Below are 26,908 nucleotides of genomic sequence, written 5' to 3'. Positions count from 1 at the left end.
AGCATTTTTTGAAATAAGGCATGCTCTTTTGATAAATAATACTGCCGTGGTATGGTTTTGAAAGGCCTTTTGAAAGTATTTGTTCTATATATAAAGTGATGTTGTTGGTAGCCGGGTAGATAATTGATCGTCGTGAGGGGTGAATGGGCAATGGTGAATGGTGAATGGTGAATGGTCAATGGTGAGTGGTGAGTGGGGGCATTCATTCAAAATTCCTTGTTCCTTGTTCGATATTCGTTTGGTGAATGGTCAATGGTGAGTGGTGAGTGGGGCATTCATTATAAGATTAGAAAGACACAAGCGTAATGCCTTATTATGTCCCAGAGGGACATATTGTGGGTAGAATAGCCATTTACGTTCTACTATGTTCCGCAGGAACATTTTGTGCTTATTCCCGCTGACACAAGCACAAAGCGTTCCCCTGGAACGCAGGCTAACACCCTGTACTGTTCTACCCACAAAGTGTTCCGCTGGAACACAGGTTGCTTCTGGGAACAAAGCTGGCAGACATTGTACCAAAACCTGCTGCACCCGCTTCTGCCACCTGCAGGTGCCAGAAGCACAAAACAGCCCTTGCAGGTTAAAGTTTTATGTAATGGATATAGCTTGGGAGACCCTGATTGGCTACGTGTCTGGCAGCAAAGCTGGCAGACACTTCCCTGGTGCGTTTCTCCACGCACCAGTCATACCCGGGCTGAAAAGTGGCCCAAAGAACCGGACGATGAAAGGATTGCGACGCAACAGGCGATGCCACGGAGTTATGTCGCTGGTATCATGAAAATACAATGACTAATGGAAAATGGCGAATGGAAGCGCCCAACAGATTTGTTTAATAAAACCAATAACTATCCTGAAACTTGTATGCATCTTTGTGCTGTGAAAGAATTGATTGCTTATTACAACAACCGTATGAAAAACATCATACCGATACTAACCTGCCTGTTACTGCTTACAGGCTGTGCCCGGGATAAAGAAAAGCGGCCCATCACCATTGGGTTTTCGCAATGCGTGGGCAGCGACAAATGGCGGCAGAGCATGCTGGACGGCATACACCGTGAACTTTCTTTTTACCCCAACGCCAAGCTGATATACAAAGACGCAGACAACAGCAGCGAAAAACAGATTGAACAGATTAAAGAACTTACCGCTGAAGGCATTGACATTTTAATTGTAAGCCCGAATGAAGCCAAACCGTTAAATACCATTGTAGAAGACATTTACAATAAAGGCACACCGGTAATTGTAATTGACAGGAAAACATCATCATCCCTTTACACCGCTTATATAGGGGCCGACAACTACGAAATAGGAAAACGGGCCGGCGAATACACTGCCAACCTGCTGCAGGGCAAAGGCAACATTATTGAAGTAATGGGGCTGCCGGGCTCAACACCAGCCATAGAAAGGGCAAGAGGATTTTATGATGGCGTAAAAGCGCATAAAGACATACATATAATAGCGGAAGTTTATGGCAACTGGCGCATAGAAAAAGTGGAAGAAGCGCTGAACCAGGTATCGCCCGAACTGCAACAAAAAGCTAACCTGGTATTTGCCCATAACGACATGATGGCATTGGGCTCTTACGAATATTTTAAGCGAAAGGGTGACAACAACAACCTGATGTTTATAGGTGTGGATGGATTGCCCAACACCGGGCTTCAACTGGTGAGCAATAAAATTCTTACAGCTACCGCACTTTACCCTACCGGCGGTGAAGAAGCGATACGTACTGCCATGGCGGTGCTTAACCAACAGCCTTTTCAAAAAGACAATGTGCTGCAAACGGTTATTATAGACTCTACCAACATTACCCTGATGAAGCTGCAGGCAGACAAAATAAGCAGCCAGCAGGCCGACATAGAACGCCAGCAGCAAATGATTGATGAACAGCGTAAAATATACCGTAACCAGAGCACGGTATTGTTTGTAATTGCGGGCAGCCTGGTTATTGCATTGATTTTGGGCGGCGTTGCATTTTATTACCTGCGGGAAAACAAGAAAATAACCCGCAGCCTGGAACAAAAAAACAAAGCCATAACAGAGCAGCAGCAACAGATTATTGAAATGAGCGAAAAAGCCCGGGCGGCACATGAAGCCAAGGTTAAGTTCTTTACCAATATATCCCACGAGTTTAGGACACCTCTTACACTGATACTCGCCCCGCTGGAGGACATTTTGCACAACGGTAAATTTAGTTTTACCATACAGCAGCACCTTAAGCTGGTACAGAAAAATGTAATACGCCTGCTGCGGCTGGTAAACCAGTTGATGGACTTTAGAAAAATTGAACTGGATAAACTAAAGCTGCGGGCAACAGAAAACAACCTGAACGACTTTATTACCGAGATAATGGAACCTTTTAACTGGCTGGCACATAAGCGAAATATTGATTTCAGGCTTATCAGCAGAGAAAAAAACATTATGCTGTGGTTTGATGCCAATATGATGGACAAAGTGATTTTTAACCTGCTTTCCAACGCTTTTAAGTTTACGGCGGACAACGGTTACATACATATAACCACTGAGAAAAATACAGCAGGCAATACCGTAATTATTAAAGTGGAAGATAATGGCAGCGGTATGCTGCCTGATGCTGCGGACCATGCTTTTGAACTTTTTTACCAGAACGAAATTACCAGCCAGCATGGTGCCGGGTTAGGACTTTCACTTTCCAAAGAACTGATTAACCTGCATAAAGGAACCATTAAGGTAAACAGCGAAAAATGGAAAGGCACCTGTTTTGAAATTACCCTGCACAGCGGTACCGGCCACCTTGCCAAAGAGGAGATGCTTACGGGAAAAGAAACGGAACACCACGCTTACCAGGATGAAAAGATATTTATCACTGAACTGCAGCAAACACAAATACAACCCGACATATCCAGCCTGGCAACATTTGGCAATGGTACTACACGCTCTGTGCTGATTGTAGAGGACAATACAGACCTGAAGAACTTTATACAGGGAAAACTACAGCCTGAATATGAAGTGTTTACCGCGGAGAATGCCACGACCGCCCTGCAACAGGCTTTTGACAATATTCCGGATATAGTTATCTGCGATATCGTTTTGCCCGGCAAGGAAGATGGTATGGCTGTAACCAATACGTTGAAAAATGACATGCGCACATCGCACATACCGGTTATTCTGCTTACCGCCAAAACTACCATTGAGCAACAGATTGAAGGCATGAAGAATATGGCAGACGCTTACATTGTAAAACCTTTTAACATTGACTTTTTACTGGAAACTATTAAAAGCGTAATGCGCAACCGGGAACTGTTGCGGGAGCACTATACCAGTGAGCTGAGCGTGGAAACCAAAAACCAGGCACCCAAAAAGCTTGACCGAAAATTTATTAACGAGTTTACCGCCATTATTGAAAACAATATTGCCAATGAAAACTTTACCATTGATGAATTGTGTAGTAATATGGGTATATCGAGGGTGCAGTTGTACCGTAAAGTAAAGGCTTTGTTAGGTTACAATGTGAATGACTACATTTTAAATGCCCGGCTGCAAAAAGCCAAACACTACCTTAGCCAGGGCGAATATTCCGTGTCGGAAGTGGCTTACAAAACAGGCTTTAGTTCGCCGGCTTATTTTTCTACGGTGTTTAAATCTAAGTGCGGGGTAACGCCAAGGGAGTTTAAGGAGAAATGAGGTTACAAAAACCAATACTCTTCCGCGTCTTTAGGGGCGGTTTTTTCTACCAGTGTTTTGGTTATCTTATTCAGCTCGTTTACTTTATGGCTAAAATCGCCTTTCAGCTCTTCACGAATTTGCTGCAGGTTGTCCAGCACTTCTTCCAGTTCGCCGGGCAGCAGCTCGTTAAAAACCTCTTTTAACCTTTTGGCAACGGTGGGAGATTTGCCGTTGGTGGAAATAGCCAATTTAAGGCTGCCTTTGGTTACAATGGAACCCAGGTAAAAATCGCAGAGTCCGGGTTTGTCGGCTACGTTAATAAGCTTGCCCCTTTGTTTGGCGTCATTCCTTATAACAGCGCTTAGCCCGTGATCATTAATAGCGGAAATAACAATATCGGCAGCATCCATAAACGATGCATCATACGGTGCCTGGATAACGGTAACAGTGCTGTCAAAATTTTTGGCAAGTTCTGCAAAGGCTGGTGTAATCTCCTTGGCCACTACCGTTACTTTGGCAGCAGGGGCATTGTTTACAATAGCCGTTAATTTTTCAAGCCCCACATTGCCTGCGCCAATCAACAGCACTTTCATCTGCTCCAGCTTTAAAAAAACCGGGAACAGTGTGTTCACGTTGCTGTTGGTATGGTTTATTTCGTTTTGCATTACTTCTTCACTCATTGTATTAATAACTACTGCACGCAAGTGAACGTGATACGTGAAGCGCAAGTGGCCTTTCATTCAGCGTTCATCATTTGTTGTTGAGTATTCTACACTATGCCTTCACGAACTACAAAATCACCAAAAGATTCTTTCTTCTTCCTTCCGGAACTATACCTGCCAAACAAGCCATCCAGTTCAGCCAGTATCTGCTCTTCATCCAGGTTTTCCTTGTAGAACTTGTTCAGCCTTGTACCTATCACGTCCGAGCCCAGGTGCAGGTTGTAACGGCCATAGTTGGTGCCCACAAAGCCTATCTCTGAAATATAAGGCCTTGCGCAACCATTCGGGCATCCCGTCATGCGGATGCTGATGCCTTCCTGCTGAATTTTGTGCTTACCCATCAGTTCTTCCACTTTGGTGATGAGCGAAGGCAGGTAACGTTGCGCCTCGGCCAAAGCCAGCGGGCAGGTATTAAATGCCACGCAGGCCAATGCATTCCGGCGTACCGGTGAAGCTTTTTCCGTATTGGCTATTACGCCATACGTGGACAGTATGTTTTCTACAAATGCCTTGTCTTCTTCTTTAATATCGGCTACAATCAAATTCTGGTTACAGGTAAACCTGAAGTTGGCTTTTTCCGCCTGCGCAATTTCCAAAAATGCCTGCTTCAATTGTACCTCTTCCGTATCCAGCACACGCCCACTTTCAACAAATGCGGTATAGTACCACAAGCCCTGGTGGTTTTTATGCCAGCCATACTCATCATGCCTGAATTTCAAATCTGCTTTACGCGGCGTTTCAAAATCAAACCCCAGCCTTTTTTCCACTTCGGCTTTAAAGGCAGGCAGCCCCATTTTATCAATGGTGTATTTCAGCCGCGATAGTTTCCTGTCGCTCCTGTTGCCATAATCACGTTGTACAGTAGCTATAGCGTACAAAGCTTTAATCGCATCCTCTTTGCTTACGTATCCCAGCACATCTGCCAGCCTGGGGTAAGTATCAGGGTTACCATGTGTAGTGCCCAGGCCGCCGCCTGCAGTTACATTAAACCCTGTAAGTTTCCCTTTTTCAACAACAGCAATTAAGCCGGCATCGTTGGTAAAAATGTCCACATCATTATAAGGCGGCACGGCTACCGCTATTTTAAATTTCCTTGGCAGGTAGCGGTCCTGGTACAGCGGGTCTTCTTCGTTTACTTCAGCCAGTTTTTCTTCGTCCAGCCACACTTCATAATACGCCCTTGTTTTTGGCAACAGCTCGTAACTTATTTTATCTGCGTACTCAAATATCTCCTGGAATATCGGCGAGTAAGATGGATGTGCGCTGCAGGTAACATTCCTGTTCACATCTCCACATGCGGCAATAGAATCAAGGCGCATCTGGTCAAACGCCTTAATGGTGGGTTTTATGTGAGATTTCAATATGCCGTGCAACTGCACTGTTTGCCGGGTAGTAATTTTAATAACGCCGGTTGTATGTTCGCCGGCAATATGATGCAACCCAACCCATTCGTTTGGTTTTAACAGGCCGCCAGGCAGGCGCAGGCGTATCATAAAAGAATATAAACGTTCCAGCTTTTTGGCGGCACGTTCTTCCCTCCTGTCACGGTCGTCCTGCATATACATACCGTGAAATTTTATCAGCGACTGGTCATCTTCTCTTATGGCGCCGGTATGCTCATCCTTCAGGCTTTCTTTTAAAGTGCCCCGCAAACCATGACTGTTCTTTTTTATCCTTTCTACCGGAGATTCGTTTTGAGACATATCTGTTGTTGTTGGATTGTTCAATGTTTAATGTTCCATGTTAACGGAACTATACAATATATTTTTGTCCGGGCTGGATTGCTGCTATCGGGCATCGTTGTGTCACTCACTTGTACGCCTTGTTCTCTATTCAGCACGTGCAGCCCTGGTCAATAGAGCTCCGGACGTACAAGAGTGCGACCCAAGGGACGCCTCATAGTAGTTCCTCCTGCCGGGCCCATAAAAAAAGTCATTAAGACAGAAAGTCAAAGGGGTCAAAAAGTAAAATAAATACAGTTACTTTATCAAAATCCGGTATTCACCATTGACCATTCACGAAAAAATATCGAACAAGGAGCAAGGAATTTTGAATGTAGATGGAAAGCTCCCACTCACTACTCACTACTAGTACACATCCTTATGATACCTTCCGTTTTCATGCATCGCATGCAGGTATTCCGCAGCGGCAACTTTGCTGATGTTTCCTTTCTCAGAGATAATATCAATCAACGCGTACTCTACATCTACACTCATGGGGTCTTTGCTTCCGCAAACATAAATATGGGCGCCGCTTTCAATCCATGCATACAGTTCATCAGCTTTTTCCAGCATGCGGTGCTGCACATATATCTTTTCCTGCTGGTCACGTGAAAAGGCTGTGTTCAGTTTGGTTAACACACCCGTTTCAAACAAGGCCTGCAGATCAGTTTGATAGAGGAAGTCAGTTACAAAATGTTGCTCGCCAAAGAACAGCCAGTTACGGCCACCGGCGCCCTGCGCATCACGCTCTGACAGAAAGGAGCGGAACGGCGCAATACCTGTACCCGGGCCAATCATAATCATGTCTGCTTCGGCGGCAGGCAGGCGGAAAGCATTGTTTTTCTGAACGTAAAATTTAATATTGTCGCCTTCGTTTAATGTAGAAAGATAATCGCTGCACAAACCGAAACGTTCATGTCCATCAACATTAAAGCGGCTGCGGCTAACGGTAATATGCACCTCGTTTTCACCATGCGCACCAGGGGCAGATGATACCGAATACAACCTCGGGGCAATTGGCTCAAGGATAGCAACAAGGCGTTGTACATCCAGGTTATTGTCGCAGTTATCACAAGGATAAATGCGTAATAAGTCCACCAGGTCCATTTTGATGTTAGGTATCTCTTTGCCCACCAGTTTGGCATAAGCCTGCACCACACGCTCAGGCATGTGCTGAATATTTATTTTGCTGCCAAGCAGTTCCTGCAATGTGGCGGACTGTTCCCGGAAAAGATACTCCTGCTGCGGGTTGGCGCCCAGCAACTCAATTACTTTGGAAACAACAGACAGTTTATTAAAAGCGATGATGCCAACGGAATCGCCCGGCTCGTACTCAATAACTTCTTCCGCAGCCAATTCTATGTGATAAGTTTCTTTGGCAGAACCCCTGTCGTTAAGGTTAACAGTGGTAACCACGGTTCCATCGTATATTTTTTTACCGGTTTTGGCAGGCTTGGCTTTAACCGGCGCTGAAGCAGTTGTGCCTGAAGACTTACTTAAAGAAGTGTTGATTAATTCATCAATCCACTGGTTGGCTTCATCTTCAAAATCGGTATCACATTTTCTCAGCGGTATGATGCGCTGTGCGCCCAATTCATTAAGCCGTACATCTACATCTTCACCGGCTTTACAAAACAGCGGGTAGGCAGAATCGCCCAATGCCAACACACCATATTTTACATTACTCAAAGAAGGGGTATTCTGCAACAGGTAATCGTAAAATTTCTTAGCGGCGGCTGGCGGTTCCCCATCGCCCTGCGTGCTCATTACTACCAACAGGCAGGATTCTTTCTGCAAATCGTTAACGCGGTATTGGTCAAGGCTTTTCAGTTTAACCGGCACACCTTGCTTTTTAAGCCTGGTACTAAAATCGGTAGCCACTTTCTTGGAATTACCGGTTTCTGTGCCGTAAAGCACAGTGCAATTTTCCAGCGCCGGCGCTGCTGCCTGTGCAACAATGGCGGGTGCGGTTTCCGGCTGTACGCCGGCTGTTAATGCACTCAGGTAGCCGCTCATCCAAATGAGCTCATCACGTGATGCATTCTTAACCAGTTCACGAAAAGTTTGTAGTTTAAGCTCTGCTAACATTTGCCTCTTTTTGAAAATCATTTATTAATTCAATCAGTTCAGGGTGCCGCTCCAGCGGTTTGAAATAATTGCCTTGTTTGTTGTTATTGGGTAGCCATGCAAACTGCTCGTACAGTGCAGCCACCTTACCGATAATAACCAGCGAAGGGCTTGCAAACTCCCGTTCAAATCCATCCTGGTAAAAATCATGCAATGTACACTGGTACACCTGCTGGTTAGGTGTGGTAGCCTGCTCCACCACTATAAAGGGTATAGAAGAATCTGCACCTGCCTGTAACAAGTTGCTTACTATTTCGTACAACGACTTCCCGCTCATATAGAATAACAAAGTGTCGTTGAAGCCTGCCATCTGTTTCCACTCAGACGATGCTATTACTGTATTCTTGTAATAGGTAAGAATTCTTACACCAGTAGAGAACCCCCTTGCTGTTAACGGAACACCAGTATACGCCGAAGCGCCGGATGCAGCAGTTATGCCAGGTATGATTTGGTAAGGTATATTCTCGTTGTTAAGCGCTATCAGCTCGTCCAGTATGTTGGAGAAGATGGCTGTATCGCCACCCTTTAAGCGAACTACTGTTTTGTATTCTTTGGCATACTGCACCAGCAACTCGTTAATCTCGTACTGGGGCACAGAAGCTGTAGAGCCGCCCTGCTTGCCTGCTTCTACCACAATAGCGGAAGGGGAAACATATTCATCGATAATTTCCCTGCTTACCAGCCTGTCTGTAATAACCACATCCGCCAAAGCCAGCGCCTTGGCTGCTTTAACGGTAATCAGTGAGGGATCGCCGGGGCCGGCGCCTATAAGGTATACACCACCATCCTTCAGCAATGAAGCCGGTGCGCTAAACTTTCTATTTTTTCCGTTATGTAACACGTTTTACTCTAAACCCTTTTTAAGATTAAACTGCTTTTGCTATATCTGCCTCTTCGCCTATTGTAGCGGTGGCATGTTCCGCCGTAGTGGAATGCAGGCCGCATTCTTTAGAATTCCTGTCTTCCCACCACCAGCGGCCGGCACGAAAATCTTCTCCCGGTTTAACGGCCCTGGTACAAGGTGCGCAGCCAATGCTTACGAAACCTTTGTTATGAAGTGTATTGTAAGGGATATTGTTTTTATAGATATAGCTGGTTAGCTGTTCTGTTGTCCAGTACAGCAAAGGATGAAATTTGATGATTTTGTTGGCTTCATCCCACTCTACCTGGCTTAATTGCTTACGTTCAGGGGAGTGTTCTGCACGAAGGCCTGTTACCCAGATTTCATTACCAGCCAGCGCCCTCTTCAATGGTTCCACCTTCCTGATATGGCAGCAGCCTTTACGCAGGTCAACAGATTCATAAAACGCGTTGGGCCCGTTTTGCTGCAGGTATTTTTCCAGGTCTTCGTTATTGGGATAGTACGCTTTTATTTTGGTATGATACTTTTCATTGGTCCTGCTCCATACGTAATAAGTTTCGTCGAACATGCGGCCGGTATCAATGGTAAAAATTTCTATAGGCAACTGGTTAGTAAGTATCATGTGGGATATGGCTTGGTCCTCCCAGCTAAAACTGCTGGAAAAAACGGCCTTACCGGCATAATCTTCCGCTACAACTTTTAATGCATCCTCTTCATTTAGTCCACTTAATTTGTAGGATAAATCGTATGTAATCTTAAAATTGTTGTCGGTCATATTGCTAAATTTCTTTGTTGGATTGTTGAATGGTAGTAGTTCTATGGGAATGGCCGCATCAGCAACGGCATGATTTTGAGAAACAACAACAGCAGTAAGTAGAAGTGTTAAAGCAGGAATTGAACATTATGGCTACCATTTTGATGGGTAAAATTAACCCAGCGTTACTACTCTACCAAATAAATGGACAATTTTGTAAAACTTTAATAAACTAACGGGTGTTACCTTGCAGGATAATACTCTGAAACCTTTGCTGGTAAAGGGATACAAGGTTTTATAACTCTACTAAATTAGTAGGAATTGTAGTTTTAAATCATTCATTCGAAGTCAAATTCGATCTATCATTTGCCCGTTTTGTTGCGCCAATGCAGAGGTGCAAATAGTCATATTTTGCTGGTTAAACCCGCCTGCTGTATTTACCCGGGCCAGAAGCATGACGTGGAGTTAATTGTATCCCGAATGTGCGGGGATGTGCAGTTTGCAGTTGCACATAGCGATGGCGTACAAGTGAGTGACACAACGATGCTCAATCATAGTTCCTGCAGCCGGCACCACAAAAATTTAAACCTGGCGTTAATAGTAACCTAAGCACGCAGAAGCTTATTTTAGCAGTCCATCTTTTATGACATAAAAACCCACAGATATCTTATGCCTTCCTTAAACATCCTGAAAGAACATTTTCCGTTCCTGAATATTGCACTTTACCTTAACAGCATACCGCTTATTAGTGAACTGACGATTGAAAACGCCGGCGATACGGATATAGCCGGTGTACAGGTAAATATCAACGCAGACCAGCCCTGCTTTTTACCTTTTAGCTATGCCATAGAATCCATACCGGCGGGAAAAGATGTAAAGATTGCGCTGGAAGGCTTAAAGATAAACCGGGGATATCTTGCACAGCTTTCCGAAACCGAGAAAGCGGTTATTGGCATTGAGGTTTTACAAAACGGCCGGGCTGTATGCAAGGATGAATTTTCTGTTGGTGTACACCCGCTGGAATACTTTGGCGGCTTTGAAACTTTGCCTGAACTGATAGCTGCTTACGTTACGCCCAATCACCCCTACATTTACCACCTTAAGCGCAGGGCGGCTGAATTGCTGGAACGAAACGGACAAAAAGCCGCTTTTGATGGCTATCAGCTCAATAGCCAGGAAAGGGTACTTCAGGTGATGGCTGCCTTGTATGCAGCCATACAGGCAGAAGAAATTATTTACAGCTCACTGCCACCCGGCTACGAGGAAACGGGGCAGCGGCTGCGCTTGCTGCATACCATTAAGCAGGAGCGTTTTGCCAATTGTATTGACCTGAGCCTGCTATTTGCCGCCTGCCTGGAAGCTGCGGATTTAAACCCCGTAATTGTTATTATAAAAGGCCATGCCTTTGTTGGTTGCTGGCTGCAGGACGACAAGTTTGCCGAAATCATCAACGACGATAAAACCGCCATAACCAAGCGCCTCTACAAAGGTATTCGTGAGATGTCGGTACTGGAAACCACCAGTTTGTGCAAAGGCAATAACATACGTTTTGCCGATGCTTTAAATATGGGCGAAAGGCAACTGGCTGAACAGGAGAATTTTATTTTGTCAATAGATATTAAGCGTGCCAGAGCGGCACACATACGCCCCCTGCCATTGCTGCATGACGATGCCGGCGTTCAATTGGATGAAGCCGCTATGCAACGGGCAGAAGGTGCAGGAATGGATGGCGATTTCAGCATCGGCGCCATTTATACTGATGAACTGCTGCAGGGCAAACAACCCGCTACCAAACAAAAGGTGTGGGAGCGTAAACTGCTGGACCTATCCCTGCGCAATAACCTGCTGAACCTGCGCATGACACGCAATATGCTGCAACTGGTGGATATTGACATCAGCCACCTGGAAGATACGCTGAGCGATGGCAAAAGCTTTTCCATACTGCCGGATGCCCGGGCCACGGTATTGCGCAAATACAACCTGTTTTTGCCTCCGCTGCACCACTCATCTCCGTTGTATCAAACCGCCAACGACGAACTGAAATACAGCCGACTGCTTACGTATTACCATCAGCAGGACCTTGATAATATTCTTTCCTATATACATAAAAACGCCAAAGCCGCTGTAGAAGAAAACGGCTCCAGCACTTTATACCTGGCCGTGGGTTTATTGAAATGGTATGACAGTAACAGTCCGCAGCAGCCCCGCCATGCCCCCATATTACTGTTACCTGTTGAATTAAGCCGCCGCTCGGTAAACAGCAAATTCACCCTTAAAAGCCGCGAAGAAGAAACCATGGTGAACATTACCCTGCTGGAGTTTTTACGGCAGGAATATGAGTTGGACCTGGGTGGGCTGGAACAGCTACCCGCAGATGAAAAAGGGGCCGATGTGGCCAAAATAATGGGCACCCTGCGCCGGGCCATTATGCAAATGAAAGGTTGGGATGTGGAAGAACAACTGGTGCTGGGTAATTTTTCTTTCAGCAAGTTGATTTTATGGAAAGACATTGTGATGCACCAGCAGGAACTGCTGAAGAGCCCGATGGTACGCAGCCTGGTAGATGGTAAACTAAGCCTTACGGGCATTGATGAAACACCAGCGGATATTGATTTCAACAATGTGCCATCCCACACTGTTGCCCTGCCCATCGCCACCGATGTATCGCAGATGGAAGCGGTGATGGCAGCGCAGAAAGGGCAAAGCTTTATACTCCACGGCCCGCCGGGCACGGGTAAATCGCAAACCATTACCAACATTATAGCGGATGCTTTGTACCGCGGCAAGCGGGTATTGTTTGTGGCTGCCAAGAAAGCGGCTTTGGACGTGGTGCACAAACGCCTGGAGCAGGTGGGGCTGGCGCCTTTTTCCCTGGAACTGCACTCTAACAAGTCAAAAAAATCGGATGTACTGGAGCAACTGGCAAAATCACTGGAAGTAACCAAACTTAAAAGTACGATAGATTATGAGCAGGAAGGCCGCCGGCTGGATGCCGCGAAAAAATCTATCAGTGACTACGTTAACCTGCTGCACCAGCGTTTGCCTGCCGAGTGGAGCCTGTACCATAGCATTACCACACTGGAAGAGTACAAGGATAAGAATTTTAAAAGCAACTATATACCTGAAAGCATTTTGCAGCAGTTGGATGCCCGCCGCTGGCTGCAATGGACAGACTGGCTGCCTGCTTTTCAATCTATAACAGCGCTGGTTGTACATCCGGGGGAAAACCCGTTGACTGCTTTGCAGTTAACCCAATATACGCCGGCGTTACAGGAAAACATCGGCACGCAAACACAACAACTGCTGCAGTTGCTGCCCGTATTTAAACAGCAGGCCACCGCGTTGGCAGCGGCTATTCATTTTCCTTACAGCTTTAAAAACCGTGGCCATTGGGAGCAGTTTGCTACACTGGTGCAGGCTGTTAAAAGCCTGCCGGATATGCCGCTATACCTGCTGGAATATTTGGCTGACAAAGACAACTACGCCGTTTACGACGAATGGAGCAGGCATTTTGACGAATACAAGACTGTTCAGAAAAATATCCTGAGCCAGTATAGCAGCAACATACTAACGGCCGATGTGGCGGCGATGGAAATGGAATGGAAACAGGCCCTGCAAAGCTGGTTTTTGCCTAAATGGTTAAAGAAAAAGAAAATAAGAAAACAACTTTCCTTATACAAAAACACACCTGTAGCCAATGATGAAGAAATAACATGGTTGTTCCGGGAACACCGGCGGTACAGGCAACTGCTGGAAATACTGCGGCAACAACGCTTTGTAACAGTGCAACAATCTTTAAAAAATTTGTTTAAAGAAGAGCAAACGGATGTTAGCGCCCTTAACCTGCAGGCCACAATTATACAACGCCTCAGCGCCATGACGGCCCCATTTGAGCGCAACGCTTTAACCAGGTGGGCGCATTTGCTGCAACAAAAACAACTGGCTTATACAGATGACATAAAAACACTTGACAGCAATTTATGGCCCAGTGCGCTTTCTACCCTTGCCGAAACTGAAAAAGCCCTGGCTGCTTATCGCCAGCTAACCGGCATTAACCTGCCGGATACCGCCGACTGGACAGAACAAACCGTTGTTCAGTTGCAACAGGTACAGGCGCATTTGCCCAGGCTGAAAGATTGGATAAACTACGTACAGCTTGCCGCCCAGGGCAAAGAGATAGGGCTGCAATGGCTGATAGAAGCGTATGAAACCCGCCAGTGTGAAGTGGCCGGGCTTACCGGTTATTTTCATTACACCGTGCACCTGTCTGTAACCCGCAGTGTTATTACGGCGCATGAACCACTGAATATGTTCAATGCCGGTTTGTTTGAAAGTAAAATTGAACAGTACAAAACCATTGCAGCGCAATTCAGGCATTTAACCATGCAGGAATTGCGAGTAAAGCTGGCAGCGCGGTTGCCTAATACCACAGTTGAAGCCATGCAAAGCTCTGAGATTGGCATATTGCAGAAAGCCATCAGGAACCGTGGCCGTGGTATGAGTATCCGTCGCCTGTTCGACCAGGTGCCTACCCTGCTGCCCCGCATTGCACCCTGCATGCTGATGAGCCCCATTTCAGTAGCGCAGTATTTTACGGTGGATGCCAACCATTTTGACCTGGTGATTTTCGACGAGGCTTCGCAACTGCCCACCTGCGAGGCCGTAAGTGCATTGGCACGGGCCAGGCAGGCCATTGTAGTGGGCGACCCAAGGCAAATGCCGCCCACATCCTTTTTCTCCACCAATAAAACCGATGAAGAAAATATGGAAGTGGAAGACCTGGAAAGCATACTGGACGACTGCCTTTCCCTCTCCGTTCCGTCACGCTACCTGCTGCGCCATTACCGCAGCAGGCACGAAAGCCTCATCGCTTTCAGCAATAGCAATTATTATGAAAACAAGCTCCTCTCCTTCCCTTCTGCCGACGACCTTAACCGCAAGGTGAAATACCAGCATGTGCCCGGTTATTACGACAAAGGCAAAACCCGCACCAACCGCTTTGAGGCCGATGCCATCGTACAATACATCCGCCAACATTATAGCGATGCCAACAAAAGAAAACTAAGCCTTGGCGTAGTTACGTTCAGCCAAACGCAGCAAAACCTGGTGGAAGATAAGTTACAGGAACTGTTCATGGCCGATGCAGCCTTAGAGCAGGTTGCCAACGAAGCCGCTGAGCCATTGTTTATCAAAAACCTGGAAAATGTACAGGGCGATGAGCGGGATATCATCCTGTTTTCCGTAGGGTATGCGCCGGATGAAGAAGGCAAGATGTCCATGAACTTCGGCCCCCTTAACCGCAATGGGGGTTGGCGGCGTCTTAATGTGGCTGTTACCCGTGCCCGCTATGAAATGCATGTGTTTGCCACCCTAAGGGCAGACCAGGTTGACCTTAGCCGCACCGCCGCCGAAGGTGTGGCCGGGCTTAAAGGCTTTTTGCAATTTGCCGAGAAAGGTCACCTGGCATTGCGCCAGCAGGATGTGCAGGCTGCACTCCATACCCGGCATTTGTCAGACGCTATTGGGCTGCGCCTGGAGGCAAAAGGGCTGCAACTAAAAAAACACATAGGCACATCCGGCTTTAAAATAGATATCGGTATTATTCACCCGCACAAGCCCGATGAATACATACTCGGCATTGTGGTTGACGGGCATTATTACTATCATGCCCGCACTGCCAATGACCGTGAAATGGTAATGCCCACTGTTCTGAAAGCCCTTGGCTGGAATATTTGCCGTGTGTGGAGCATAGATTGGCACGAGCATGCGGATACCATTATCAACAGCATAGAAGAGAGAGTAAGGGAATTGCTGTTGCAACCCGCAGCAACAGAAGAAACACCTAAGCCGGAACCCGCACCGGCGCCAGTTTTCAGTCCTGTAAAAGATGACATTGCGGTAGCAACAGAAATTACCATTATCAGCAGGCAGCGGCCCTATATACCGCACGCCCTTACACCGGTAGCCTATGCCAGCAGCGAAACCATGTACGACATCCGGCACCGCGACCGCATCAAACAGCAGATACAGATGCTGGTAGATGCGGAAGAACCCATCAGCAAAAGCTGGCTGTACAAAAAGCTGTTGCAAGCCTGGAACACCTCCCGTGCTGGCGCCAGGCTTGACAGGCACCTGGAGGAAATCATCAGCGAAATGCCACTGCACCAAACTATTCACCACCAGCCCTTTTACTGGTCTGCCCAAAGCGGCCCCGCAACGCTGGCCCACTACCGGAGCAACGATACCGAGCGGCGCAACATAGAAGACATTGCACCCGAGGAAATAATGGTGGCCCTGCTGGAGCTGGTGCAACACAACCTGAGCATTGAGGAAGATGAGTTACTGCGCTGGCTGGCCCGCAGCTTCAGCTTTGCCAAGGTAGGCAAGCAGATAGATGTACAACTGCGCTATACCATAGAACTTGCAGAAAAGCATGGCAAAGTGCGGAGAGAGGGAGGAAGGGTGAAGCTGGCAGGATAACTTCCCGGCGTTTTTTGGTGGCCGGCGACATAGCCCTGTAGCATCTTTGTTGCGCAATTTGCGTGGCAAAGCAGCAAATTGGAAACTACTTTCATCGTTCGGTTCATTGGGCGGCTTTTTAGACCCGGGTAGATTAGACTGCCCTGACGATGAAACTAAGTAAATACAATAATGGGCAACTATCAATCTAGGTAAGTATTTGCAAAAATGGTTTAATGCTATAAATTTATGAGGGTGATACTTAATTGACATACTCATCTTCTAAAACAATACAACTAAAATGGGACTTGATTGGCGGCCAATGGGAAAGCCAAAACCTGGCTTTGAGGAAAGGCATAAGCAAATCTTTAGAATAATTAAAGGTGAAGAGAAGCTAAAAGAACTCAGCTTTATTGACAAATTATTAGGTAAAAGACAAATAACTAAAGAACAATTGATTGAAGAGTTTGTAGATAACATTATTGAATCTTATGAAACAATAAAAGCACCACGAGTTGGGTATGACGAAGTAGCAAATGAATGGATTAAAACAAAATACCAGGAAAGCGACAAAACATTATCCCAGGAAGATTTTTTCAAAGAATACTTAGGTTATTATGTAATTGAGTTAGCTCAAGAACGGGATGGAGTTCCTGTTTATATTCCATTTATGCAAGATAAAAATGTATTTAGGGCACAATTTTTAGACTGCTGTAAAGAGTTAATTGGTGAGAAATTATACAACGAAGCCTGGGTCTCAAAATTAGCAGAAGACACACTGAAATATGGGCAAGCACTTATGGCAATCACGGACAAAATTTCTGTTGAAAATAATTTGCAATATTTAAAGGAACAATACATACCTCCAGAAACAGACGAGGATAGTTTAGAAAGCAAATTGCATATTTTATTTTCGGCTTCAAAATGGTTAATATTTTATGGTAAAAATGGACACGGTTTTGAAGCAGACTTTTAATGCCAGGTGAGAAAAATCAACATAAACCCAAGTCCTCATCCATCACGCCATGAAAACCCAAACATCATCTTCAACACCAGCAAAACAATGAGAAAGATTTCTTTATTAACCTCCAGCCTTTTAATGGGCTTATTTATTCTAAGCGGTTGCGGCAACACCGGCAATCCTAAAGCAACAATATGGTGCAACAAATGAAAAACTGCTACAGCCACTTAGAAAAAATATTAACCCACTATGGCTATACTTACGATGATGTTGTTGCAGAAGATATTTATACAACCCATATGGAGGACTTTATTAAAGTTTCCGGCTTCAGGAATTCAATTTACAAGAAGCAATTTCCAACAGGAACATGGCTTGAAGTGAAAGGTCTTGCCGTGAAAGGGCAATTAATCGAAATTGATATGGAGGCCCACAAAGCGAAATAAGAAGCCAATCAGGCAAAAAGAAATATCCAAAAAATGTCAATTACTCTAACATATCAGCCAGGCAAAAGCATTTCCCTCAATAATTTATTACTTATATGGGATATGGACAGATGCCAAACAAGACAACTGCTCAATGATGTTTTTGAAATCAGTGACACTGAAATTGACCTAAGCCAGTATAATAATGGTGATACGTCTCAGAATATAATCCAGCGGCGGGACATTTATAGAAACTACCAAGGGCTGCACAACTTCTTTTTTTTAAACTTTGACAAAGAAGACAAACTTCGAGATATAGAAATACATTATGGAGTTGATGTCAGAATAAATGGAGAAGTTATCAATTTTTCGATGGACATTGAAGAAGTAGCTCAGTTGCTTGATCGTGTTTCAGGTGAAAAAACAATACTTTCAGAAGGAGAATATTTTTTCAAGAACTTAAAATTAACAATTGCAAGTAGAAACGCTATCGGCGGCGAGGGAAGTGAATTATCTTATTTTTATTGCAGCAAAAATGTGATGCATTTATCAAATATCAAATAGGTAAAGTTTGCATTAGCTGAGCCCTCATTATTTTGCAGCTTATGGGCCACATTTATCTTAGAGATACAAGTAACTTGCCTTAAAATCTGCTTATCATGTATCGCTATTTCCTTACCCTGGTACTGCTTGCACTTACTGTAACAGCTAACGTCTCGGCATCTCCCCAGGCTGATACAATACCGGACTTACCCATTATTCGCTTTAAAAAAAATAGCAGCCATTTAACAACCAAAGCAAAAGCAATGCTGGATAGTATTGCACAATTAATTGCCGCTCACCCGGAATGGAATATTGGTTTGGGAGGAATGGCGGCTGATACAACTGCCCGGAGTATTGAACTGTCCTGGAATAGGGTTGCTGCTGTAGTAGATTACCTGCTGATTAAAGGCATAAGTGCCGAAAGGCTACTTTTTGTTTTTGATATATGTCACGACCCTTTAACAGTTGAATTACAAATAATGTGTGAGATTCCCCCAAATGTTCCGAGGCCACATCCCCAGAGATACAAAAAACAATAAACGCAAGTACCCGCTGCAAGTTTAAGAATTTTTAAGCCGAAACTCCTGCACAAACCTACCCTGCGGGCAAAGCCGCGTAGTGTATCCAGCAGTACAAGAGTGCGACGCAAGTAAAGCCTCATAGTAATTCTCCTGCCGGGCCCATAAAAATTCCCCTTTAGGGAATGGGGGCTACCCCATTCACACAACTGCACATGCAACCTGCTAACAGAAACCGCCTGTTACTTAGTTTACCTTTACCTGCAAAGCTGTACAGGGTAATTTGGCTGCCTCATTCCAAATCTTTATAAACTTAACCTATGTACAGATTCAAAATGTTTCGCGACAGGATTGAGCTGAACCAGCAACTAAGGGACTTTATTGCTGAAACGCTCTCCAGAGACAACGCTTCAACCTATGCCGGCAGAAAACTATTACTTGCCGCCCGTGAGATTACCATTACCCCCAACTTTACGTTTGAACTGGATGACTGCGACATTACGTTTGTGGCAGATTACTTTAACACCAGGGATGGCAAAATTAAACTGAACGTTACACAGTCCGTTGCAGACAACCTGCCTGGCCTGCCGGGCAGAAATATTACCATACTTACCAAAAAATGGGAAGTGGGCAGCGGCTTTTTACTAAAAGGCGGCAAAGGTGGCAAGGGCCTGCGTGGCGCTACGGGAACCAAGGGGGCGGATGGCACTTATTCAGCCACCAACAACAACGGTAAAGACGGTGGCAAAGGTGGTAAAGGCAAAACCGGCGCTACAGGCGGCAAGGGTGGCAACCTTTCTGTTTTGTATGTTGAAAAAAGCCCCAGGGGCATTATTATGCCGGAGCTAATGGTACCCGGCGGCGATGGCGGTACCGGTGGCCCGGGCGGTTACGGCGGTGAAGGCGGCGCAGGGGTAGAATGGTGTAAACCCGGCGGCACTTACTGCGTAGATGGTAAAGACGGCAAAACAGGCCCCGTGGGAGACCCAGGCAATACCGGCGCACAAGGCCCGGCGGGTACTTACACAGCCAGCAAGATTAATACTGCCTTTAATTACGGCATGCTGCTGCAGCTACTCTCTGTGCCCGTTACAGAATGGGCGGCCTACCGCTTAAAGGTGGGCGAGTATTTCTACCGTGCCTTTAGCGCACAAAACCACCAATACCATACACTGGCACTGGGTGAGTTTGATGCTGCCCTTGCCATGAACCCGCAGCTAAGCCAGGCTGCCACTTACCGCAACCAGTTTTTAAACAACCAGAACATACTGGGCATACCCAGGTATGTGGACATAATTCCAGACTTTGCCAAATACGAGCAGGTGTACACCAGCTACTACCCTATTGTAGGCCCGGTTTTTCAGGCGGCAAGCAAAATGCTGATGGAAGTAGTTAGCCTTAACAATGCAAAGGCCGATTTGCAACGGGAAATAAACAATGCTGCCGGCATGGTTAACGTGTTAACCGATGAAAGAAATGCGGCGCTGGTGGCAAAAGATATTGCCGATAAAGAATACATAAGGGCACAGCAAAGAGTGGTGGAGATAACTGATAAAATAAATGCCCGCAAAGAAGAACTGGAAAATGCCGACGTGGATATACTGGGCGCCATTATTGGCACCGTGGCCCTTGTGGCCAGCCTGGTAGCCGCTATACCCAGCATGGGCACCAGCCTTGTTGGCGCGGCTACTGCCATTGGCGTAATGGCCAGTACTGTTAACGGCGTGGGCGTAGGCAGCATTATTGAGCAGGCTACCAACCCAGACCTTCCGCAAACAGAGCTTGACAAACTGAAAAAAGAAGCACAAGGCTTAAAAGGCTTTGTTGAAAAAGCAAGCCAGGGGCTGGATACCATCATTAGCTTTCCCTCTATGCTGGATGAGCTGTGGAACGCTAATATTGACGACGCCGAGTACAAAAAACTAATAGCGGAATCCATACAGTTGGTACACGAAGAACTGATTGCCAAGCTGGGGGTAGGCGAATCTGCTTACCTGGTGCAGGCAGCGGAAAAAAGGCTGCAACTGGCTAAAGACAATAAAGCCGCTGCCGAGCTGCAACTGGCAGGCCTTACTACCGATACCAGCAAGCTGGAGTCCGCTGCGCACAACCTTATAAAAATGTCTCAGCACTACATGACTACGCTGGGCAAGTACGCTTTCTTCGCGGCCCGTGCACTGGAAATATATACACTGGCAGATAAGTCAACCAGCATACGCTTTGATTACGGCTTTATACACCCCGATAAGGAAGCAGACTATAAAATGGGGCTGCTAAGGTTATCGGCACTTATTACCATGTACCAGCAATCGTGGAGCCAGTTTGCCAACATTATTACCTATAAGGAACAATACGATAATTACTTTAATACAGGCAACTGGGTTAATGATTACCACCGTATTTCCATAACAGACAGCGCCGCACTGGCGGAATTCAGGAACACCAAAAAACTCAACCTCAACATACGCCTGGCAGACCTGCCGCCCACCCGTTACGAGGCAAAAGTTGACTCAGTGTACATAGCCTTCATAGGCGCCACTTCCGTATCGGGCACCGTAACCACAATTGTAGAGCATGCGGGCAGCTTCCAGCAAAAGAAACGCAATGGCACACTATACCAGGCCAACCTTAACCCACGCTCCGGCGTGGCCCTGGCCAAAACAACGCCGCTGCAAAGCAATGGCGGCATACCCGGCAATGCAGGCTCCGAAGCCGATTTCCGCGGCCGTGGCCTTGCCGCACACTGGCACCTTACCGTTGAACAAAGCGAAATACAAACCGGCAACGTAAACTTTAACAACCTTACCGAAATACAGGTTTGGTTTGGCTACGAATCATTCCTGGTAAGCCAGGCAGCAAGCCAGCTTGTTAAAGACGGGTTGCTGATAGAAGATGCCTCATCCGGCAAAACCTATGTTACTTATGGCGGCGCCAAACTGCTGATACCCGGTAAAGAATCGTTGCCATCACTTGGCCTTACCGCAGCGGTGGTGGATAGTGACACCAATAAAGACTACGCCGCGGCATTAACCACCATACCCAGGGATAGAACGCTGCTGCGGTCTAAACAGTCTGGCAAAATGTACATGGTTAGCAAAGGCCTTAAGCTGGAAATAAACAACGAAGCGGCTTTAGATAAACTGGGCTACGATTCCGCCGAAGCAAAACTGGTGCCCGAATCGGCGCTGGAGCTACTGCCCTACGGCGGCACTGCCAACTAAACTTTTGGTTAAACAAGGGTAGGTGTTTTGCAAGGCCACTCCCGGTGCGGGGGTGGCTTTTTGTTTGCGCCGCAAACAGGCAAGCATTTTTATGGGCCCGGCAGCAGGAACTATTTTGGGGCTTTACTTGCGTCGCACTCTTTTACGTTCTGTCCGCTACGCAGCTTTTCCCACCGGGTAGAGTTTTGTCGCAGCCGCCGTTGGCGTCAGAATTTTTCTCGGAGTAATGCCACGGAAGCACGGAAAAAGCCACTGTTTTTGCCGTCTTTGGCGTTAGAAACATACAGCAGAAACGGTTAACCCAGCGTTGGTTGATAACCCACCTACCCATATTTTTTTGTGGATTTGCGCAACGGCGCTTTGCGAACTGGTAAACGGTTAAAGTATTGAAAACCAGAAAGGAGAATACCGTACTTTTGGAATATCCGGACGGAAAGAGGTGCGGATATTAAATGTTATGCACAAGCGTATGGCAACACCCTACTTCAATTCAACATTTTAAGACCTTTAACCATTTTTTGGACAAATGGGCTTGCTTTTTCGACTGAACTACCCTAATTTTGATAAAAACTAAACAAAATGTGCCATGTTGCTTGAATTTAGAGTGTGCAACTACCGTTCAATCGGAGAAGAGCAAGTACTAAGCCTAATACCGGCTAGTAAGCAAAAAGACCATCTACAGAACATTTTGACAAAGGGAAAATACCAGGCTTTAAATGCCATCTCTCTTTATGGTCAAAACGGTAGTGGAAAAAGTAATCTTTTGCTTGCAATGAGTTTTCTTGACAAGCTGATTCATATTTCTGCAAGAACATCATCTACTACCAAACTCCCATATGACCCTTTTTTATTAAGAGAAGGTTGGGAAGGCAAACCTACAAGATTTGAAATCACATTTATCATTGAAGAAAATCGTTACAGATATGGTTTAGAGTTTACTGAAAAGGAAGTATTAAAAGAGTGGTTATTCCGAAAATCTCAAAGTAGAGAAGTTTCTTTATTTGAGAGAGAAGAAAGTACTATTGAAGTAAGTAGCGGTTTTAATGGCTCAAAAAAAATTATTGATGCAGCGATAGAAGCCACAAGGGACAACGCATTGTTTCTATCAACTTGTGATATGCTAAATGTAGAGGAAGCAAAGATTATATTCAATTGGTTCCGATATTTTGGAATGATAGATGGTTTAAATACAGAAGATTTACACACTGTTGATTTATGGGATAAGGAAGATTACAAAGACAAAATAAAAAAGTATTTGGAATCACTTAGCCTAAACATCGCAGATGTTGATATAACAACTAAAGACTTTGATGAATCCGAGTTGCCAGATGATATGCCAAAAGCTATGAAGAACAGATTGGCAAAATCGCTTAAAGGCAAACAAAGTTATACTGTAATTGCAAAGCATACTTTATATGACAGCAATGCAAAACCAACTCCTAATTTAGTATCATGGGAATGGTGGGAAAAGGAATCCGCCGGCTCTAAAAAAGCTTTTGAACTTAGTGGACCAATTCTTTGGACATTAGCTAATGGGGGTGTATTAATAATTGATGAAATTGAGGCGAAGATGCATCCTGTAATGACACTTAATACTATTGATATTTTCTTAGACCCAGCTAGTAATCCCAATAAAGCACAACTAATCTTTGCAACTCATGACACAAATCTTCTAACTTATTCAACACTCAGGAGAGACCAAATTTATTTCGTTGAAAAAAATAAATGGGAAAGTTCTGAATTATATTCTCTTTCTGATTTTGTTTATTTCGAAAATAAAAATGGGGAGTTTAAAAGCGAAAAAGAAAGACCAGACACTGATAAGGAGAAAAGATATTTTGAAGGTCGGTATAAAGCAATACCTGTATTGGGTGATTTCAGAACATTTATTAGAAACACCAAATGGCAAAAAGAGGTATTGTAAAAAAATCAGAAGCACGGGAAACAGACAAGCGACCAACCCGTTGGCGGAGGTACGAACATTTCTTTCTAATTGTTTGTGAAGACGGTAATGTCGAACCCTATTACTTTGACACATTTAAGAATTACTTTCCAGAAGAAACATTTTTTCTTAAAACTGTAGGAACAGGGAGAAGTACTAAAGGTGTGGTTGAACAATCACTTACGGAAAAAGAAGCCTTATCAAGTGAATCAAATAAAAATGTAGATGAGGTTTGGGCGGTATTCGACAAAGATGATGCAGATAAAGTAGCGGCAACTATCGCAAATTTTAATGAAGCGTTTGAAATAGCTCGTTTAGGCGGGGTTCGTATTGCTTATAGCAATGAGGTATTTGAGTTATGGCTGCTGTTACACTATCAAAATGTAAATCATGCAAAGCCAATTCCCCGACAAGAAGTATATCAACTTTTAGAAGCACAAATTAAAAAACATCCAGCTTATACTGAATATGTTTACGAACATGGTAAGACTTCAGTAATTGACGCATTGCTTAAAACAGGCAATGAACAAAAAGCGATTGAAAGAGCTGAAAATTTATTGACAGCACATAATGGAACTGCTCCTATATATGCAAACCCAAGTACGACGGTTCACATTTTAGTTAGACGTTTAAGAGAATTAATTGAGTATTATAACTATGCTCCGTAGAGAGGATACAAAACGCCTGTGCATAACAAGGGTATTGCCAAAATGCAGGCTGACGGAAGCCGTGTTTCAACTTTTGTAATTCTGTTGGGCTGCATATCCAACTTGACCTTATCTATTTAGCTATGTGCATATCATCAACCTTTTTATCTTTACTCAGCAGCAGTTAGCCGGGGCGGACGAAATACTATTTCCTGCACTTCGGCAATACCTGTTCGTTGGCGGTAATTACAAAACGACAATGCAACAAATTGACACAAGTGACATCGGACAAGGTGCATGGCTACATGCAAGTAAAGAACTTGTGGACAGCTCAAACATTATTTGCATAACTAAAGACGAATTCAAAACTTCTGACTATAATCCGTTGATTTGGTTCGGTACAAATTTGACACAGTTTCTTAGTCGACAAGGCGATTCAGAGGTTTGTTCATTGTTTGGCAGACAGATAAACAATATTGACGATTTTGCTTATCAACTTTGCAGGACGATACCTTGGGGTTTTGAAATGGGTAGAAATTTAAATGCAGTTTATGATGTGGTTCTAAATTTTACGACACAACCAAAAAATCGCTATTTTATCTGGCATGACGCCCAACATTTATTTCGTAATGACAAAGAATTGTTTAACGGACTATTTGAAAGTTTAATTGTTGCATCGTATTTAAATTCAAATGGAAAGGCTACACATGACTACCAGGTGAACCAAAAAGTGATTTTACTATTTGACAATACCGGGGAGACTGAAGTTTCGGAGTTGCTGACCACCAATTATTATACACCATCAATTTTTGACAAATTTGACACAGAAGACCAGTACTACGTTTTACATAAGCAGACACTTGTTTTGACTAAATGACTACCGCTAACAAAAGTATTTGCAAAAGCAGGGCTCGACAATGTAACATCAGCTATGTGCAAGCATCAGCTCGGGCTCGACGTTCAATTTTCAGCTTTAGTTCTTAACTTCAGCAACATATTTTCAATTGGGCTTTTGTAGCGGGCTGGACAATCAATGAATTCCCTGCCTTCGCAAATACTCGAACGTTGTTGTAGGCAATCAAATAAAGGCACTATATGAACTGGAAAACTAAAAAGGGCTATTCAGACAAACTCAATCTCTCCCAACAAGAATATTGGGAAATTGTTAGTTCATGGCTTGGACTAAGAGAAAAGCAATACAATAGTTTTATTGCAATGTCTTTCAATAATTTCATTACTGGAAAAGAACTGAAGCCTGGGTTCGTTCGTGAAATGGTAGGTACTCAAAAAAGTATCCTCTACTTAATGTTGGATGAATACAGGTTGGACGAATTTAGGTTTACAGTAAGTATAAGCAAAAACTATTTAGATCATAATACAAAATATTTAGTAATTAAAAACGCTATCACAGTTATTCCAAATGGCTCTCGCTGGAACATAGAAGTATCAGAAAAATCAAAATTTCCTGCATCACTATTTGGGGGACTATCAAAAAATTTGGACAGCCTATTTCACGGACATATCCATTTTGAAGAAATAAATTAAGATATCTGAAGAGAAAAATCATAGCGATAGAATCTCAAGCAGAGTCCGTAACTAATAATGAGACTTTCTGTTCGATTGACTGCCTACAACAGGCGGTTTGGCAATATGGCGGGCGACGAATATATGCTCAGCTTTTTGTTCGCTATCCGGCTTCAGTTCCAGCCGACAAATAACGCCGAGCAACAGAATAAACAATGAACTTTTATTTATAAATTTAGCAGCGGTTACGGGCTGACGATTTTCAAATACCGCAACATCGCCAATGCGTCAACGTTGGCAGTCATACGCTTCTTCCAGTTTATAGGTTTAAATTTATGAAAAGACTCTTTGAGTTGACGACAATGTATAATCCGAAATGAAATTCAAAAATATACTAGTGTCATGTCACACATTGATTGACGGATACAGTCGTAATAACTTTATCCGTGCATTGTCGCAGGTAAATTGCCAGTTGATTTTGGCATCTCTGTTGTTTCTATGGTTTTGCCATGCTTCTACTTCTTTTTTCATTGTTTCGATATCGCTTACCCTGCGATTTAGACATTGCCCCATTAGAACGTTTAACTTGATTCAGCCATATTTAACCAACTGCCATGTTTGGGTGTGTAAACAAACTCAAATCTATCCCAAATTCTTTTTGCTTCCCGGGGTTCATATACTTCACACAGAGCGCCTGGCTTGTGTGTTCCCAGGTTGTCCATTACCCAGTATAATTCTGGGTGCGTCTTTATACGATTCATCTGTTATACGTTTAATATGCTTTGCCCAATCCGATTTCGTTTTTTGCGCTGTAACCTCTACATATCTTTTTCCTGTCAG

The 26,908-nt window shown here is 44.6% G+C and carries 16 protein-coding genes and 1 pseudogene; 11 read left to right on the top strand and 6 right to left on the bottom strand.

The features are described 5' to 3' along the window. The first annotated feature begins 792 nt into the window (after nucleotides 1-792). Complete coding sequence (locus F0364_RS24550; RefSeq protein WP_235921249.1) at nucleotides 793-3,663, top strand: hybrid sensor histidine kinase/response regulator transcription factor; 2,871 nt, start codon at nucleotides 793-795, stop codon at nucleotides 3,661-3,663. Nucleotides 3,664-3,665: 2 nt separating this feature from the next. Here the strand turns inward: F0364_RS24550 and F0364_RS24545 are convergent, their stop codons facing one another. The 5 genes from F0364_RS24545 to F0364_RS24525 form a co-directional block, all read right to left on the bottom strand. Next, entirely contained in the window at nucleotides 3,666-4,325 is a 660-nt protein-coding gene (locus F0364_RS24545) for a precorrin-2 dehydrogenase/sirohydrochlorin ferrochelatase family protein (protein ID WP_235921248.1), read from the bottom strand. Between the two features lie 89 nt (nucleotides 4,326-4,414). Further along, entirely contained in the window at nucleotides 4,415-6,070 is a 1,656-nt protein-coding gene (locus F0364_RS24540) for an NADPH-dependent assimilatory sulfite reductase hemoprotein subunit (protein WP_153800463.1), read from the bottom strand. A gap of 384 nt (nucleotides 6,071-6,454) precedes the next feature. Beyond that, the gene (locus F0364_RS24535) at nucleotides 6,455-8,176 is read right to left on the bottom strand and encodes a diflavin oxidoreductase (RefSeq protein ID WP_153800462.1); all 1,722 of its coding nucleotides are present in this window, start codon (nucleotides 8,174-8,176) and stop codon (nucleotides 6,455-6,457) included. After that, on the bottom strand, nucleotides 8,160-9,056 hold the full coding sequence (gene cobA / locus F0364_RS24530) for a uroporphyrinogen-III C-methyltransferase (RefSeq protein WP_235921245.1): 897 nt from the start codon (nucleotides 9,054-9,056) through the stop codon (nucleotides 8,160-8,162). Before cobA ends, F0364_RS24535 begins: the two co-directional genes overlap by 17 nt. Before the next feature lie 25 nt (nucleotides 9,057-9,081). After that, entirely contained in the window at nucleotides 9,082-9,852 is a 771-nt protein-coding gene (locus tag F0364_RS24525; protein ID WP_153800461.1) for a phosphoadenylyl-sulfate reductase, read from the bottom strand. A gap of 648 nt (nucleotides 9,853-10,500) precedes the next feature. Between F0364_RS24525 and proA the strand changes: the two genes are divergently transcribed. From proA to F0364_RS24475, 10 genes are all read left to right on the top strand, one after another. Continuing rightward, complete coding sequence (gene proA / locus F0364_RS24520) at nucleotides 10,501-16,311, top strand: anti-phage protein ProA (protein WP_153800460.1); 5,811 nt, start codon at nucleotides 10,501-10,503, stop codon at nucleotides 16,309-16,311. 280 nt (nucleotides 16,312-16,591) lie between these two features. Then, complete coding sequence (locus tag F0364_RS24515) at nucleotides 16,592-17,266, top strand: hypothetical protein (RefSeq protein WP_207632863.1); 675 nt, start codon at nucleotides 16,592-16,594, stop codon at nucleotides 17,264-17,266. Nucleotides 17,267-17,445: 179 nt separating this feature from the next. After that, nucleotides 17,446-17,694 carry a RidA family protein gene (locus F0364_RS24510; protein ID WP_153800459.1) on the top strand — a complete coding sequence of 83 codons (249 nt, stop codon included), beginning with the start codon at nucleotides 17,446-17,448 and terminating at the stop codon, nucleotides 17,692-17,694. A 33-nt stretch (nucleotides 17,695-17,727) separates the two neighbouring features. Further along, nucleotides 17,728-18,237, top strand: a complete 510-nt coding sequence (locus F0364_RS24505) for a hypothetical protein (protein WP_153800458.1) — start codon at nucleotides 17,728-17,730, stop codon at nucleotides 18,235-18,237. A 95-nt stretch (nucleotides 18,238-18,332) separates the two neighbouring features. Beyond that, nucleotides 18,333-18,755 carry an OmpA family protein gene (locus tag F0364_RS24500; protein WP_153800457.1) on the top strand — a complete coding sequence of 141 codons (423 nt, stop codon included), beginning with the start codon at nucleotides 18,333-18,335 and terminating at the stop codon, nucleotides 18,753-18,755. A 299-nt stretch (nucleotides 18,756-19,054) separates the two neighbouring features. After that, entirely contained in the window at nucleotides 19,055-21,955 is a 2,901-nt protein-coding gene (locus tag F0364_RS24495; RefSeq protein WP_153800456.1) for an AAA family ATPase, read from the top strand. Between the two features lie 586 nt (nucleotides 21,956-22,541). Next, nucleotides 22,542-23,879, top strand: coding sequence for an AAA family ATPase (locus tag F0364_RS24490; RefSeq protein WP_153800455.1), 1,338 nt, complete (start codon nucleotides 22,542-22,544; stop codon nucleotides 23,877-23,879). Further along, nucleotides 23,858-24,565, top strand: a complete 708-nt coding sequence (locus tag F0364_RS24485) for an RloB family protein (RefSeq protein ID WP_153800454.1) — start codon at nucleotides 23,858-23,860, stop codon at nucleotides 24,563-24,565. Before F0364_RS24490 ends, F0364_RS24485 begins: the two co-directional genes overlap by 22 nt. Before the next feature lie 124 nt (nucleotides 24,566-24,689). Next, nucleotides 24,690-25,421 carry a hypothetical protein gene (locus F0364_RS24480; RefSeq protein ID WP_153800453.1) on the top strand — a complete coding sequence of 244 codons (732 nt, stop codon included), beginning with the start codon at nucleotides 24,690-24,692 and terminating at the stop codon, nucleotides 25,419-25,421. Between the two features lie 218 nt (nucleotides 25,422-25,639). After that, the gene (locus F0364_RS24475; protein ID WP_153800452.1) at nucleotides 25,640-26,089 is read left to right on the top strand and encodes a hypothetical protein; all 450 of its coding nucleotides are present in this window, start codon (nucleotides 25,640-25,642) and stop codon (nucleotides 26,087-26,089) included. A 384-nt stretch (nucleotides 26,090-26,473) separates the two neighbouring features. Here the strand turns inward: F0364_RS24475 and F0364_RS29275 are convergent. After that, nucleotides 26,474-26,908 (bottom strand): annotated as a pseudogene (locus tag F0364_RS29275) (transposase); the annotation flags it as partial.

It is taken from the genome of Foetidibacter luteolus (assembly GCF_009650435.1).
Taxonomy (GTDB): Bacteria; Bacteroidota; Bacteroidia; order Chitinophagales; family Chitinophagaceae; genus Foetidibacter; species Foetidibacter luteolus.
Note: the sequence above shows the minus strand (reverse complement) of the source record. Positions and strands in the feature narration are given on the sequence as shown.